This is a genomic window from Candidatus Thiodictyon syntrophicum, assembly GCF_002813775.1.
GTDB classification, from domain to species: Bacteria; Pseudomonadota; Gammaproteobacteria; order Chromatiales; family Chromatiaceae; genus Thiodictyon; species Thiodictyon syntrophicum.
Window position 1 is genome coordinate 5,565,494 of sequence record NZ_CP020370.1, and the last position, 15,429, is coordinate 5,580,922.

At 64.3% G+C, this 15,429-nt stretch carries 11 protein-coding genes and 1 pseudogene; 10 read left to right on the forward strand and 2 right to left on the reverse strand.

Going from position 1 to position 15,429, the window contains the following annotated elements; translation table 11 throughout:
- Positions 1 to 496 precede the first annotated feature (496 nt).
- The 7 genes and pseudogenes from THSYN_RS23615 (at position 497) to THSYN_RS36160 (ending at position 7,486) form a co-directional block, all read left to right on the forward strand.
- Entirely contained in the window at positions 497 to 1,441 is a 945-nt protein-coding gene (locus THSYN_RS23615; protein WP_157817888.1) for a PEP-CTERM sorting domain-containing protein, read from the forward strand.
- Positions 1,442 to 1,843: 402 nt separating this feature from the next.
- Entirely contained in the window at positions 1,844 to 1,999 is a 156-nt protein-coding gene (locus THSYN_RS34275; protein WP_157817889.1) for a hypothetical protein, read from the forward strand.
- A gap of 90 nt (positions 2,000 to 2,089) precedes the next feature.
- Positions 2,090 to 2,566: pseudogene (locus THSYN_RS23620) on the forward strand (SGNH/GDSL hydrolase family protein); the annotation flags it as partial.
- A gap of 553 nt (positions 2,567 to 3,119) precedes the next feature.
- Complete coding sequence (locus THSYN_RS23625) at positions 3,120 to 3,383, forward strand: SGNH/GDSL hydrolase family protein (RefSeq protein ID WP_100921299.1); 264 nt, start codon at positions 3,120 to 3,122, stop codon at positions 3,381 to 3,383.
- Positions 3,384 to 3,537: 154 nt separating this feature from the next.
- A complete protein-coding gene (locus THSYN_RS23630; RefSeq protein WP_157817396.1) occupies positions 3,538 to 4,428 on the forward strand; it encodes a Druantia anti-phage system protein DruA in 891 nt (296 codons plus the stop codon).
- Complete coding sequence (locus THSYN_RS23635) at positions 4,425 to 5,945, forward strand: transposase family protein (protein ID WP_157817397.1); 1,521 nt, start codon at positions 4,425 to 4,427, stop codon at positions 5,943 to 5,945. Before THSYN_RS23630 ends, THSYN_RS23635 begins: the two co-directional genes overlap by 4 nt.
- A 323-nt stretch (positions 5,946 to 6,268) precedes the next feature.
- Positions 6,269 to 7,486, forward strand: coding sequence for a glycosyltransferase family 4 protein (locus THSYN_RS36160; protein WP_100921300.1), 1,218 nt, complete (start codon positions 6,269 to 6,271; stop codon positions 7,484 to 7,486).
- Positions 7,487 to 7,723: 237 nt separating this feature from the next.
- On the opposite strand, the gene THSYN_RS23645 is transcribed toward THSYN_RS36160, so the two are convergent.
- Positions 7,724 to 8,836 carry a TIGR03088 family PEP-CTERM/XrtA system glycosyltransferase gene (locus THSYN_RS23645; protein WP_216644808.1) on the reverse strand — a complete coding sequence of 371 codons (1,113 nt, stop codon included), beginning with the start codon at positions 8,834 to 8,836 and terminating at the stop codon, positions 7,724 to 7,726.
- A gap of 711 nt (positions 8,837 to 9,547) precedes the next feature.
- Between THSYN_RS23645 and THSYN_RS23650 the strand changes: the two genes are divergently transcribed.
- Positions 9,548 to 11,023: a circularly permuted type 2 ATP-grasp protein gene (locus THSYN_RS23650; RefSeq protein WP_236848666.1), complete on the forward strand. Its 1,476-nt coding sequence runs from the start codon at positions 9,548 to 9,550 to the stop codon at positions 11,021 to 11,023.
- Here the strand turns inward: THSYN_RS23650 and THSYN_RS23655 are convergent.
- Positions 10,989 to 12,704 (reverse strand): hypothetical protein, encoded by a 1,716-nt coding sequence (locus THSYN_RS23655; protein ID WP_100919025.1) that lies wholly within the window; start codon positions 12,702 to 12,704, stop codon positions 10,989 to 10,991. The two genes, THSYN_RS23650 and THSYN_RS23655, sit on opposite strands and share 35 nt — an antisense overlap.
- Before the next feature lie 582 nt (positions 12,705 to 13,286).
- On the opposite strand from THSYN_RS23655, the gene THSYN_RS23660 reads away from it, so the two are divergent.
- Together THSYN_RS23660 and THSYN_RS23665 are read left to right on the forward strand one after the other, a co-directional pair.
- Positions 13,287 to 14,249: an alpha-E domain-containing protein gene (locus tag THSYN_RS23660; RefSeq protein ID WP_100921302.1), complete on the forward strand. Its 963-nt coding sequence runs from the start codon at positions 13,287 to 13,289 to the stop codon at positions 14,247 to 14,249.
- Entirely contained in the window at positions 14,246 to 15,151 is a 906-nt protein-coding gene (locus THSYN_RS23665; protein WP_100921303.1) for a transglutaminase family protein, read from the forward strand. The genes THSYN_RS23660 and THSYN_RS23665 overlap by 4 nt, the downstream gene beginning before the upstream one ends.
- Positions 15,152 to 15,429: the final 278 nt, after the last annotated feature.

A 15,429-nucleotide genomic window follows, 5' to 3' on the forward strand; every position in this document is an offset into this window, starting at 1 on the left:
TTCGGCGCCGAACGGCCCTGAAGACCGGGGCCGGGGCGGACAAATTCCATTTGATGTAAAGCGGACATTACACCTTGCATCAAGCTTAAGCATCTGCTTTTGAAGGAGACGACTGAAGCTTCCGCCGTTCGGCCCCGAGAAAACGTTAGAAATCGCGAGCTGAAGTGTCCGAATTGCCACCGAAGGCGCCCAACTGTCAGCTATTTTTACACTTTCGTGTCCGGCATCCACGAAACGATGACTTGATGGCAGCACCGATGCCGCTGCAAGCCTTGCGATTGCTGGATCCATCCGCGCTTTGATGAGCATCGCGAGAACTTGGCACGCGGATCGCATTAGCAGGTAGCGAGCGAAACTAATGGGCTGCGGCTTATTGATCGTGGACAGCGGGCCGGGGTTGCGGCGGGTTGAATCGAGAAAAAGAGTACTGGCCCGCTTTCGCGCCTTTTTTCTGCTTTCCTGAGCGGAATGCAGTTTAGTTCACAAGGGGAATAAGATGATCCGTATTGCGGATGGTAAAGTTGTGTGCAGTCTTTCATTCCTTCTGATGAGCTGCATGGGGAGCGCATCGGCCACGCCTGTTTTGACCAGCTACTTGAATCCATTATGGACGGACGCAAACAAGAGCCACGACGCCGGGAATTGGACGGAAAACTCCTGGGATGATGCGAATAACAACGGCCATTGGGAAAATACTGAGACGCTCGCCGATGCCGTCAACGGAGCCTGGACTAAACCGAAGACCGCCAACGACAACTCATGCTGGATCGCTTCCGCAGCTAACATGTTGGCGAGCGCCGGTTTCGCGTCCTCAAAGGCGCAGGATATCTATTGGGATATGGTATACAATATGGACTTTAATTACACCAGCGACCGCGGCTGGGAATACGGCGGCTGGCAACATGAGGCAGTGAACTGGTATCTGAGCAACAGACCACATCCCGACGACCGCAGCTACGCCGTTTACTATTATGGAGTCTATAACGGCAGGGATGGCACCACGGCCATGGCCTGGCCCAGCGATCCCTTTGACCTCGCCGCTGACTTATTGTCAGGCGCAAATGACTTCCTGTCCCGCGGCGCCCAGGTGGGTATCGTCATTCACGATCCGAACGCATACCACGCCGTGACCTTTCAGGGTTACAATAGTACGCTGGGTAAGATTTACATAACGGATTCGGATGCGGACAAGCAACCGTCGGGACTCGACGACTATGGCTACGACTTGCGCCCGCCCACCAATTGGCGCCTGAGCGATTACGTCGCAGGTGGCATTCCCGTGGACTATTTCGCCGTACTGACGGTTCCGGAGCCGGACGCGATCTCACTGATGCTCATCGGCGGCTGGCTCTTGGCCAAGAAACGCAGGAGGGGGAAGGGAGCCAATACGTTATTCAAATCCATAGCATCTGACCCTCCGGCAGCCCCCGCTCATCCCTGACCTTTTTCGGCCAGCCGCGACTGGCGTAACCCCGAGCGCCCGCTCGATCTCCTCGCGAAACCGGTCATTCCCCGGGGCGTGCCAGTTGGCCTTGATCATAACTTCGGCCACGCGCCCTCACGGCATCCCGGCGCGGCCGGGGGGCCGCTCCTAACGGCGTAGGAGCGGCCCCCCGGCCGCGACGGATATCACCCTCGAGGTGGCCCGAATAGTGATCAAGCCGTGCCTGTTTGCAGGCAGGCCCCGATTTCTTTCAAAGTCACGGGATCGAAGGCGTGCGGGAGGAGTTCTCGGATAGACCCTCAACTAATGCGTGTCCGTCGCCCTAGCGACCGATGCAGGCCATGCGGCAGGGGGCATGAGCCCTAGTCCGGAATCTTCGACAAGAGAGGAGAATCTACGATGCGTGTATTGACCAAATTCGTCGGCACCTGGGTTCTGGCGATGTCCGTGGTGACCACGGTGAACGCCGCCGCGTTCTCGCAGTTGGTCGTTTTCGGCGACAGCCTGTCCGACGCGGGGAATGCGGCGGCCATAACCACCCCCAGCGGCGGTTAGCCATTCTTCCCGCCGTCCCCGCCCTATGCCTACCGTTTTTCAAACGGGCCGACGGCTGCCGAATACCTCGCGCAGTCCTACGGCGCTACTGTCAATCTCGGCTGGCCGACGGCTACCGCCAACTCCAACAACTTCGCGGTTGGCGGGGCATTGAACGGCAACTACAACGTCCTGGTCGACCAGCCCAGCGGCTTGGGTACGACCTACCCCGCGGTGGCCGATACGGGGATCACACAGCAGATACCGCGCTATGACGGGACCACGCTGGTTGCGGACCAGACGCTATTCCTGCTGTGGGGCGGGCCGAATGACATCTTTCTCGGCCTCGCCACGCGGCCGAACGATATGCTCACCGTCATCAACGATGCACTGGGTGCCATGGCATCCAATATCCAGACGTTGGCGGGGTTGGACGCAGAGCACATCCTGGTCCCCGGTATGCCCGACCTCGGCAAGACGCCGGAAGCGCTGGCAGCGGGCCCGGTCGTGTCGGAACAGATGTCCCAGATCAGTGCATTTTACAACCTCGGCTTGGCCGGGCTGCTGGATATGCTCGATAGGCCTTGATCATAACTCCGGCCACGCGCCGTTGCGGCATGGGGGCCGCTCCTACGCCATAGGAGCGGCCCCCAGGCCGCGACGGATGTCCCCACGAGGTGGCCGGAGTTATGATCGAGGCCCCGCGGTCTGGGGATGTCACGCCCTTTCAGGGCTGGGCTCCTTTACAACAGGCCACCCAGGGCGTTGCCCTGGGCTGGTATGTCGCGCCCCTTCGGGGCTTGAGGGTCGCGGCGACTGGAGGCGCCCCCGTGCGGGATCAAAGCGTCCGGGCGGGAGGATTGACCCCAACGGGGTCATATCTACCAGCCCAGGGCAAGGCCCTGGGTTGTCCGCAGAGATGATCTTAGCCCTGAAAGGGCGTGACAGATCGCGACCTTGATCATCGTTCCGGCCGCCCCGGGCCGGAGTCCAAGGCTTCAGCCTTGGATGTACTAGACCAAGGCTGAAGCCTTGGACTCCAGAAGATGGCCGCTGGCCGGAACGATGATCGAGGCCGCTCGATAACCTGCTGGCGGACACGCTACTCTATCGCTTCGACACGGCGGCGTTCTTCAGTCAAGTGACCGCCAATCCGGGGGCCTACGGGTTCACCGACACCACGCATTCCTGCCTCTACAGCGGTGCCTGGTCGCCGACCGACACCACATGCACGGGCTATCTCTATTTCGATAACGTGCACCCGACCACCGCCGCGCACCGGCTGCTCGCCGCGCAGTTCGCCGCCGCGGCACCCGCGCCCGAGACCTATGCGTTGATACTGCGGGGTTTGGCCGTGATCGGGGGGTCGATGGGTCGAGGTCGGCGCCACTACGGTCAGCCCTGAAGCATAACCGCGCCACCCCAGTCACGGCGCGGGCTGGCGGGGGTTAGAGAAAGTTAATGTTCGCACAAGGGGGTAGACACCGCGCGGCGACTCTGGCAGGATTAATGGCAGGGTAATCGGTCTGCCGTTCCGCCGGGGGGTGGCGATGGGTGCGATGAGTCCAGGACCGTGGGTGCACTGTGGTCGCGTCTTCAGCGTCGAGGAGATCGCCGGTATCCGCCAGACGGTGGCGTGGCTGCCGCGGTTGGGGCGGCGCGAGTTGGCGGCGACGCTGTGCGAGCATTTGCAGTGGTATACCGTGACGGGGGCGGCGAAGGTTCACGCCTGTCGGGAGTTTCTGGAACGTCTGGAGGCGGCCGGGTTGGTGGCGCTGCCCCCGTTGCAGGTCGCGCGGCGTCCCCGCCCGGTCCCCCCGGCGCCGGTGGTGGCGGCGCCGATGCCGATTCACGGCCCCTTGGCCGCGCTCGGCCCGGTGCGCCTGGCGCCGGTGCGCGCCGACGCCGCGGCGGTGGCGCAATGGAATGCGGCGGTCGCGCGTTGGCACCCCTTGGGCTACAAGGGTGCCTTCGGCTACCGGCTGCGCTACTTCATCACCGCGGGCGAGCAGCACCTGGGCTGCCTCCTGCTGGCGGGCGCGGCGCGCGCGCTGGCGGTGCGTGACCACTGGATCGGGTGGGACGCCCAGACGCGCCGGGCCAACCAGGTGCGGGTGCTCAACAACAGCCGCTTTCTGATCTTTCCCCACGTCCAGGTGCCGCACCTGGCCAGCCATGTGCTGGGACAACTGGCGCGGCGGGTGCGCGCCGATTGGCTCGAACACTGGGGGTTTGCGCCGCTGTTGCTGGAGACCTTCGTCGACCCGCGCCACTACGCCGGCACCTGTTACCGTGCCGCCGGGTGGGAACTGCTGGGGGAGACCAGCGGGAGCGGGCTGGCGCGACCGGGCCGGACCTATCACAGCGCCCCGCGCCAAGTCTGGGTCAAGCCCTTGAGTGCACAGTGGCGCGAGCGCTTGTGCGCCGCGTCCGGGGGGACGACGCCATGAGCAAACCCTGCCGCCGCCTGTCACGCGCGGCCATCAAGGAGCAACGCGCGCACAAGAAACAGCAGGAACAGGCGCTACGCCAACAGCAGCGCCAGGACGGACTGATCCCCCGCGTACCCGCGCCGTTACCCAATCGCTGCTCGGCGTACGCCACGCTCGCCGAGGAACAGCAGGCCCGCGAGGCGGCGGTCAGCGGCCAGGTGCGCGTCCTGCGCCGGGAACTGCCCGCGTTGCTCGCCGCCCTGGGACAGATTCCCGAGCCCCGCAACCCCAAGAAGTGTCGGCATCGGCTCACCGTGCTGCTGCTCTACGGGCTGCTGATGTTCGTCTTTCAGTTCGCCTCCCGGCGCGCGGTCAACCGCGAACTGACGCACCCCCAGTTCGAGGCCAACCTACGGCTCCTGTTCCCCGAACTGGAGACCCTCCCGCACGCCGACACCCTGTTTCGGCTGCTGCGCGACATCGACGTGACCCACCTCGAACAGGCGCACATCGACCTGGTACGCCGCCTGATCCGCGCCAAGACCTTCCGCCGCTACCTGATCAACCACGCCTATCCCATCGCCATCGACGGCTCCCAGAAATTCACCCGTGACCACCTCTGGGATGAGAATCTCCTGGAACGTCAGGTCGGGGCCGAGGACGCGCGCCACACCCAGTACTTCGTCTACGTCCTGGAGGCCAGTCTGGCCTTTCACAACGGGCTGGTGATCCCCTTGCTGAGCGAATTCCTCGAATATGCCAAGGGCGATACCAAGGCCGACAAACAAGACTGCGAACGGCGCGCCTTCACGCGGCTCAGCGCCCGGATCAAGACGCTGTTCCCGCGCCTGCCGATCTTGCTGTTGCTCGACGGTCTCTATGCCGACGGACCGGTGATGCAGTGCTGCCATCAGTACCACTGGCAGTTCATGATCGTTTTCAAGGACAAGGACTTGCCTACGGTCTGGGAGGAATTCCACGCGCTGCACGCGGTGCAGCCAGCGGGTTGTCAGCGCGACTGGGGGGAGCGCCACCAGCGCTTTTCCTGGGTCAACGCGATCGACTATGCCTTCTCAAACAACACGCGCCGCCACCTCAGTCTGCATGTGGTGGTCTGTGAGGAGACCTGGGAGACGATCGATGAACAAGGCGCGCGCCTGACCAAGACCGCGCGCCATGCCTGGCTCTCCAGCCAACCACTCAGCCGCGCTAATGCGCATGAGCGCTGCAACCTAGGGGCCCGTTACCGCTGGGGCATCGAGGCCGGCTTCCTGGTGGAGAAACATCAGGGTTACCACTACGAGCACGCCTTTGCCCTGAACTGGAACGCCATGAAGGGCTATCACTACCTGATGCGCCTGGCGCACCTGTTCAACACCCTGGCACGCTTTGCCCGCCATCTGCGCGAGCTTTATCGCACCCTGGGCGTGCGTGGCGCCATCGCCTTCATCCGCGCGTCCTGTGCCGGCCCCTGGCTCGACCCCGCGCGGATGCGCCGCCTGCTCGCCCAGCCGCTGCAGCTTCAGCTCGAATAACCGCCGCCGGGAACGGCGCCCGACCCCGGCACGCCGGCGACCACCGGTGCTGGCAACCGCTGGCCTGGCGAGCGTGACGCATGCCCGAGTACCGGTCCGACAACCCTCCCGGCACCTGCCAAACCTTCTGCCGCAACCCCCGGTCAGGGCCAACGCACCCCGCAGCGGCCAACGCCAGCGCCCAACGGCGCCGACGCCGCCCAATGTCAGCCGGCGGCAGGGTTATGCTTCAGGGCTGCACTACGGTCAATGTGGGCAGTAGCCTTAGGCGCTTTGTGCGATAATTACAGGCTGAGCTTTCCGACCCAAGGTCCGAGACCAGCATGGAGTTACCCACGACTGCCGGGCCCAGGACCAAGGTCCTGGCCCTGTCCTCGCTCTACCCGAGCACGGCGCTCCCCCAAAACGGCATCTTCATCGAGCACCGGCTTCGCCACCTGCTGGCATCGGGGCTGGTAGACCTGCGGGTCGTCAGTCCCGTGCCCTGGTTTCCGCTGGCCGGCGCCCGCTTCGGCCGCTATGCCGCGTTCGCCCAGGTCCCGGCGCGCGAGGAGCGCTTCGGCATTCCGGTCACTTACCCGCGCTTTCCCACCATCCCGAAGGTCGGGATGACGCTCGCCCCCGCCCTGATGGCGGCGGCGCTCTATCCAAAGCTGCGCCGGCTGCTCGCGAGCGGTGACTTCGCCTTCGAGGTCATCGACTCCTACTACATCTACCCGGACGGCGTGGCCGCCGTCTGGCTGGGCCGGATGCTCAAGCGGCCGGTCATCATCAGCGCCCTGGGGACCGACATCAATCTGATCCCGCGCTATCGGCTGGCGCGGCGGATGATCCAGTGGGCGGCGCACCATGCCGCCGGGATCACCACGGTGTGTCAGGCGCTCAAGGATGGGATGGTGGACCTGGGCGTCGATGCGGCGCGCATCCGTGTCGTTCTGCATGGCGTCGATCTGGAACTCTTCCGCCCGCCCGCGGACCGGGAGGCACTGCGCGGACGTCTGGGTCTGACCCGCCCCACCCTGCTGTCGGTCGGTCACCTGATCGAACGCAAGGGTCACAACTTCGCCATCGAGGCCCTGGCCGAGCTTCCCGACATGGATCTCGTGATCGCCGGCTACGGACCGGAAGAGGGCGCACTGCGCCGCTTGGCGAGCCGCCTTGGGGTCGCGGACCGGGTGCGTTTTCTGGGCTTCGTCGATCAGGCGGCGCTGCGTGATTGGTATGGCGCTGCCGATTGCCTGGTCCTGGCCTCCAGCCGGGAGGGGATTGCCAATGTCATTCTGGAAGCGCTCGCCTGCGGCACGCCGGTGGCGGCAACCCGGGTCTGGGGTGCGCCGGAGGTGATCGACAATCCCGCCGCCGGGGTCCTGATCGAGGAGCGCTCGGGGCGGGGCGTGGCGGCCGGCGTCAGGGCCTTGCGCGGCGTGGCGCAAGACCGAGACGCCACCCGCCGCCAGGCGGAGCGCTTTCGCTGGGAGCAAACCACGCACGACCATCTCGCGGTGCTTGCAGACGCACTGTCGTCCGGCGCCATACCTTGATCCATCGCTCAAGAAAGAAATTCTCTCACGGAGACACGGAGACACAAAGAAAGAGATTATTAAAAACAGTCATCTGCGTCGGTTAGGATATGCAATGCAGCGACCCGTCCGCGGTCGATTCTGTGTCTGACAATCACCCGGCGTTGATCTCAGCTTGCTGGTTGGACATCTGAAGCGCTGTTATCCAGTCCTTATTCTCCGTGTCTTTGTGTCTCCGTGAGAGAATTTGGTCTGAATTCAGGCGAGCGCGTCATACACACGCGTATAGCCGCCGATCATCGCGGCCTGGCTGAAGACCGCGACCGCCCGGTCGCGGCCGGCGCGCCCATGCGCGGCCAGTCGCGTCGGATCGGTCAGGTTGCCGTGCAGCGACCGCGCCAGTGCCGCGGGGTCCGCGGCCGGGACCAGGTCACCGGTAACCCCCTCCAGCACCAGTTCGGGATTGCCGCCGACCCGGGTCGCCACCACCGGCAGCCCGCTCGCCATCGCCTCCAGCAGGGTGTTGGAGATCCCCTCACGCCGGGACGGGAGCACGAAGAGGTCCATACAGCGATAGAGATCGGGGATATCGTCGCGAAAGCCCGGCAGCCAGGCGTGGTCCTGGAACCCGGCCGCGGCCAGCACCGCCTGCATCGGCGCGCGCAGGGCCCCGTCACCGACGACGAGCAGACGTACACGCCGACTCAGTTCGGGGTGGGCTTGCAGCAGTCCGACCAGGGCCTGGGCGAGGGTGACCTGGTCCTTGACCGGCTCCAGACGCCCGATGGTGCCGATCACCAGTGCGTCATCCGGAGCGAAACCGCTCGGGAGCAGGTGCCGCGGCCGCGCCCCCGGGGCGAAACGCTCGATATCCACGCCATTGTAGACAACCGACAGGTCCCGGGGCGGAATCCCGACCTCGGCGTTAAGCCACTGCTTGAGGTCGGCCGACATCGTGATGTAGTGCCCGACCAGCAGGCGGCTCAAGCGCCGCAGGCGGTTGTAGCGTTGGTGGCGCCCCTCGAGCTCCACGGCGTCCAGGCCATGCTCGCTGTGGACCAGTCGGCGCACCCCGGCGAGCCGGGCCGGCACCAGCATGTCGATGGCGGGCAGGTTGCGCGTATGTACGAGCCAGGGGCGCAACTGCCGCAGGGCGCGGTAGACCCGGGCATAGGCGGCCGGGTCCTTGCCCGTCTGCTTGCCGATCTCGATGATCGGGACCGCGGGCCGACGGATGCGCTCCTTGAAATCGGTCGCGTGGCTCAGACACAGGATGGCGTGCCGATAGCGCTCGGTCGGCATCCAGTTGATCAGGTTGACCACACCGTTCTCCAGGCCGCCGTAGTCGAGCTTGAAGATGATGTGACAAATCAATCGGCGGTGGTCTGGTTCGCGGGGTTCGCGGGGGTCGCGGGAAACTGGGGTCATGGTCACTCATCCAAAAAAATCCACAGATGAACACAGATGAACACAGATTGAATTGTCATGCGCTTATCGCTAGTGTCACAAGCACCGGCAAGGTGGGTCGCCAGCTAATCGTAAATCAATGAATAATCTGTGTTCATCTGTGTGCAACTGTGGATAACTGCTCTTTCCAGGTTCATCTGACAGGCCTCGCGATGCGCACGCGCGGGGGTGCGTGGGGCCGCGGTTCAGGAGGGGGCCTTGGTCATCCGTGCGGCATCGGTCCGCGCAGCGGACCCTACGGGCTCGCAGCAGGTCCGCGGGGCGGACCGACCGCCGGGCGCACGCCGCGAGCGCAGTGGTCAGGGCGAGGGAGGGAAGCGCCAGGATAACCCGTACCACGCCCGCCGCGGCGAGTCTTGGGAGCACGCCAACACCGGCCACGGCGCACCAATTAGGCCCCGACCTGGCACTGAATGCGCGATCTTGGGGCAGCTTGCCGGACCAAGACCACCGCCGCTGGCGCGGCAGACGAGCCGATTCGGCGATCCACTCAAGCAATCGGGCCTGACCGCCCACCTTGGCCCAGGCCCGCAGACAGCGCCGGGGCTACCACAGTCACTGGCACGCAACGTGCTTACTCAAGGGATACACCCCGAGCCACAAGGCAGTCGCACCATGCTAAGGCAATTCCAATCCAGTGGCGGCGGTCAGGTCCAGTCCAAACAGGCTGGCCCCGCGATGGCCTACCACGAGTTCTACAGCGACAACTTCGTACCGCGCGAACATTATCGCCCGATGTGGGAACACATCCAGGGGACCGGGCAGCAGATGCTCGGCGCCAAGGCGCACGAGGCCCACCTGGCGCTGCACACCGAAGGCGTCACCTTCACCGTCTACTCCGACCAGGACGAGGGGATCGAGCGGGTCTGGCCCTTCGATATCCTGCCGCGCATCATCACCGCCGATGAATGGACCATGCTGGAGGCCGGGCTCAAGCAGCGCATCCGCGCCCTGAACCTGTTCCTGAAAGACCTCTACCACGGCCAGCGCATCCTCAAAGACGGGGTGGTCCCCCCGGAACTGATCTACCGCGGCAAGGACTTCCGCCGCGAGATCATGGACATCGATCCGCCCCACGACATCTACACCCACATCAGCGGGATCGATCTGATCCGCGACGAGGAGGGGCGCTATCTGGTCCTGGAGGACAACCTGCGCACCCCCTCGGGCGTGTCCTACATGATCGAGAACCGGATCGTGGAGCGGCGCATACTCCCGGAGTTCTTCGCCCGCTACAAGGTCCGGCGCGTCGAGCACTACCCCGCCCTGCTGCTCCAGGCCCTGCGCTTCCTCTCCCCGCGCGGCCCCGACGAGGCCACCATCGTGGTCCTGACCCCCGGCATCTTCAACTCCGCCTATTTCGAGCACACCTTCCTCGCCAAGGAAATGGGCGTGGAACTGGCCGAGGGCCGGGATCTCGTGTGCGAGAACGACAAGGTCTATCTCAAGACCACGCAGGGGTTGCGCCGGGTGGACGTGGTCTACCGGCGGGTGGACGACGACTTCCTGGACCCCCTGGTGTTCCGCGCCGACTCCACCCTGGGGGTCGCCGGGATCATCGACGCCTGGCGCGCCGGCAACGTGGCCCTGGTGAACGCACCGGGCAGCGGCATCGCCGATGACAAGGCGGTCTATGCCTATGTCCCGGAGATCATCCGCTACTACCTGGGGGAGGCGCCGATCTTACAGAACGTGCCCACCTACCAGATGACCGACCACCAGGACCGCGCCTATGTGCTGGATAACATGGAGCGGATGGTCGTCAAGGCGGTCGCGGAGTCCGGCGGCTACGGCATGTTGATGGGCCCCTCCTCCACGGCTGCCCAACGGGCCGAGTTTGTCAAGAAGATCAACGACAACCCGCGTAACTACATCGCCCAACCAGTGGTGCAGTTGTCGCGCCATATCTGTTATCTGGACGGGGAACTGGAGTCACGCCACCTGGATCTGCGCCCCTTCATCATCTACGGCGACGGCATCGAGGTGGTGCCCGGGGGACTCACGCGCGTGGCCCTGACTAGGGTGTTCAATATCTCACCTATATCGCAAATTAAATTCATGCAGTTTTCGTGTTTGACACAAAATCAATGAGAGCACGCCGACGCCGGGCCAGCATCGACGCACCGAGGTGCGTTGTCGCCCACTGCTCGACATCAATAGTACGCACCGATTCCATCGCCTCCTGAATCAACGGAGTCGCTAGGTCGGCGATGAAGGCAGGAATCGCAAGCACCAGCTTACCGATCTCCTTGAGCGGCCCCCTGGTGGTGAAGCATTTGTATTTCCCGAAGACCGATTCGATGATATCGGAGGAGGCCAGCCAGACACTATCAGTCGGGATCTTGGCGGATTCCAATGCGACCTTCGCGAGAATCTGTTGGGTAAAGGCCGCCGCCCGTGGGGTGAGCGTTGACGGCGGTGGCAGCGTGGCCTGGAGTGATTCTTGGGAGCCCTGCTGAAGACCCGTGGATTTGAGATGCGACTGAATCAGCTTGGATTGCGCCATCATTTGCGCGTAATCCACCAGGTCATCCCGGTAGGACAGTAGCCAGGCAAAGCCGTCAAGGAAGCGGCTGTACCCGGCGTCCGCTTGCTGCCAGAACACATCGTCGAGCGTATCACTCTCGAGGTCTGAGTGTGTCTGCAGTGCCTGGCAAAAAGCCGCCCGGTCGGGATAGCGAATGCCGACGATGGCCCGCAATGGGTGCGCCCGGGCGGCGCCGAACCGCGCGCACAGGTGCTCCCATGCCGACCACTTCAGGACGTATTGCGCGCGGATCGCGCTGAAGTCGCCGCGATCATGGTAGGCGAGGACGCGTTGTGCCCACCGCACATGGACATCCAGATTCATAAAACGCGCCTTGATGCGCTGCCGAGGCGGCAGCAAGAAGGCGAGATCGGTCTGCTGCAAGGACGACCACGCGCGGCGACAGTGCGCCAGCAAGGACTCCCAGCGCGCATCTCGGCCCATCTCGGCCTTGAGCCGCGTCGCAATAAGATGCGATATATCATAAGTATAGACGCAGGCAGTGGCGTGCTCCTGAAACAAGGCGATGCCCTTGTGCAGGTCGCTGCCGTGGTCGGCAACGATCTGGACTGGTGGACCGGTGCGTTGCGCAACGCGCCTGAGCACTTGTGCGACCCACGCTCCCGTGCTGTGTGTTGTGATCTCCACGGCCAGCACCTGCATGGCGCCGTGACACGGGCTGTAACCGCTCTGGGCCAGTGCACTCACCGGAATACCCAGGATGACGAGGCACTTGGACGCCCCCAAGGCGATCGTATGGTCGGCGACGTAGATCCAATCCGTGCGCCATTGCGGTTGGCGATTGAGAATCGCGAGACCGCAGCGATAGACCCAGTTGAGCACGGTGGTGTGGGCTGGCGCCGCCACCGGGAGTGACGCGCCGAACAGATTCAATACCCGCGCCACCCCGCGGCTGCCGAGCCCCGCGTGCAGATACAGCCGCATGGTTAACTGCATGACCATGACCGAATAGTGATGGCCGACCGGCGGGGACAGCGCAAGGTGTGGTGGCTCATCCGCTGGTTCGTCATCCGCCGGCGCCGCGGCCTCTTCGGCTCCCGTTCGCGCACGCTCCGCCTTTAGCGCACGCGCCTTCCACTGCGCGCGGCTGTGCTCCAGATCCCGAATCTTGACCTCCGCGGCCCGCAGGCGCTGCTGCCGCTCCAACGCTTTCGCCTTCCAGGCATCACGTGATCGCTGGAACAGGTTGGCCAGACGGCTCGCTGGGCTCTTGAATGCATTCATCACGTCGTGCGTGCTCCGGCAAGGCGGTCAGATCACCGCGCCAGTAGACTGATCAAGCGTTCGTCGTTTGTCAACGGCTTGGCATGAGAAAGTGTCGCACGCGTCATCGTACTCCCCCAAGCACAGAACCGACCGCCGGGCCTTCCAGGCAACACGCTTCTTGCATCGACTTTTCGGCGCCTTTTTAGGTCAGATTGAACACCCTAGGCCCTGACCAAGGGGTCACTGGTGGTCAATTCATCGCAGGGCGGCGGGAGTAAGGATACCTGGGTCCTCGCGGATTGACTAGCGAGCCGGTAACGAAACGTTGTCGTTGTCGTTGCCGTTGCCGTTATCGTAATCGGACAAGCGATACAATTTGGGGTGGGAAAGAATCCGGGGCACTCCGATAACCTCGATTACGACAACGACAACGGCGCAAAAGCATTCAATGGACTCCCGCGCGGGACTGTGGCATTTGCACGCAACCGCAGCGGGCCGGACGGGGCATTCGCCCCGTCCGGAACGTTTTCGGGAGGGCTCCGGCGCGCGGCGCACTTCACCTGTGGATTCATTTGCGTTCATTTGCGGACAATCTCCTAAATGTTGAGTCGTATCGGCGAATCGCTGTACTGGATGACGCGCAACCTGGAGCGGGCGGACGACACCGCGCGCATCCTGGATATCAATGTCGTCTACATGCTGGAGGCGGATGAGGGCGCCACCGAGGAGATGCAGTGGCAGCCGCTGCTGAACATCGTCGGCGCCGATGAACTCTATCCGGTGCGCTATCCGGACAAGCGGGTGACGGTGCAGCGGGTCATCCACCTGCTGACCCAGGAGAAGGATAACCCCGGCTCGCTCTACAACAGCGTGCGACTGGCCCGGGAAAACGCCCGGGTGGTGCGTGACCGCATCTCCAGTGCCATGTGGGAGGCGATGAACGAGTTTTGGCTCTCGGTGGACAAACACCTGAAGACCACGCTGCAACCCTGGCGGGCGGCGGAGTTCTATGCCCATGTCCACCGGGAGGTCGCCACCTTCTACGGGCTCGCCCAGAGCACCATGATACGCGGCGAGGCCTACGGGTTCACCGTGCTCGGCAGCCTCCTGGAACGGGCCGACATGACCGCGCGTATCCTGGACGTGCGCTACCACCTGCTGCTCCCGGATCTGAGCCTGGTCGGCTCGCCGCTGGACTACTACCAATGGGGCGCGTTGCTCAAGTCACTGTCCGGGTTCGACGCCTATCGGCGCCAGTACCACGGCGGCATCCGTCCCATCGAGGTGGTGGAGTTCACCGTACTGAATCCGGACTTCCCCCGCTCCCTGACCTACTGTCTGAACGGCATGGAGCGGGCCCTGGCGCGCATCGGCCTGATCGATCACGGGGAGGTACCGCGGGCCCTGCAGGCACTGCGCGAACACCTGACCGTGGCCACCCCGCGGGACATCCTGGACCAGGGCCTGCACGAGTATCTCGACCGCTACCTGGCCCTGTTGGCGGAGCTGGCGACGGCCCTGCAGGCGGACTACTTCGAGGCCCACCTGGGAGACGCGCCGTGAGATACCGCATCGAGCGCGACTGCCGCATCCTCTATCCCACCCCGGTGAGGGAACATCACTGCCAGGTCCGCCTGGCGCCTTGGGAGGACGGTAATCAGGCACTGACCCGCCTGGACCTGACGGTCTCGCCGGCGACCCTGCCGGTCGCCCGTTACGACGGCTTCGGCAACCTGACACACCACTTCGGCGTGCTCAGCGCCCACCGTGCGCTTGAATTCACCCTCAGCGCCGAGGTCGAGACCAGGCTATCGAACCCGTTCGACTTCGAGGTCCTGAGCCCGGCCCGGGAACGCGTCTGGCTGACGGACAGCCTGCACCAGGCCCCGCGTCTGTGGGACTTCGTCTACCACCAGGGGTGTCTGACCCCCAAGCTCCCCGAGAAGATCGCCGGCCGCCCCACGCCCGAATGGCAGGAGGGGGTGGCGGTATTGAAGCAAATTCAGGAGGCGCTGGCCTGGGTCCATAGCGTCGCCGAGTTCGACCCCTTGGAGACGCAATCGGCCAGCGCCCTGCCGGACCTCTTCAGTGCCGCACGCGGCACCGCCGCCGACCTGTCCCACCTGTTGATCGCGCTCCTGCGGGGCTGGGCCCTGCCGGCCCGCTTCGTCTCCGGCTACCAGGACGCCGCCTGGTTCGAGCCCGACGACGAGGCCCCCGCGGGCACCGCCGCGCGCCCCCAGGCCCTGCACAACTGGGTCGAGACCCTGGTCCCCGGGGCTGGCTGGCGCGGTTTCGACCCCGCCTTCGGCCTGCTCGCCGACGACACCTACATCCGCGTCGCGGTAGGGCGCGACGCCCACGACGTAAGCCCGCTGCGCCATACCAGCAAGGGCGCCGGCGACAGCCCGGAAGTGACGGAGACGTTGCGCGTCACCCGCCTGGACGGGGCCCCTGCCCCTTAGTCACGAGTCAAGAACAGGTTAAACACGACACAATCGTTGTCGTTGTCGTTGTCGTAATCGTAATCGGAGAACCGATGCCATTTCGGGTGCGAGAGAATCCGGGCGCGACGATAACCTCGATTACGACAACGACAACGACAACGGTACCAAGCACATTCCCTAATGGAACTGTTTCACTCGCACCTACCCTCGGCGACGGAGTAAACATTGGGGGGACGAGGTCAATACCACTCACAAAAAAGGCATACCCCGGCCCGTCCCCAGCCCGGCCTTCGCAC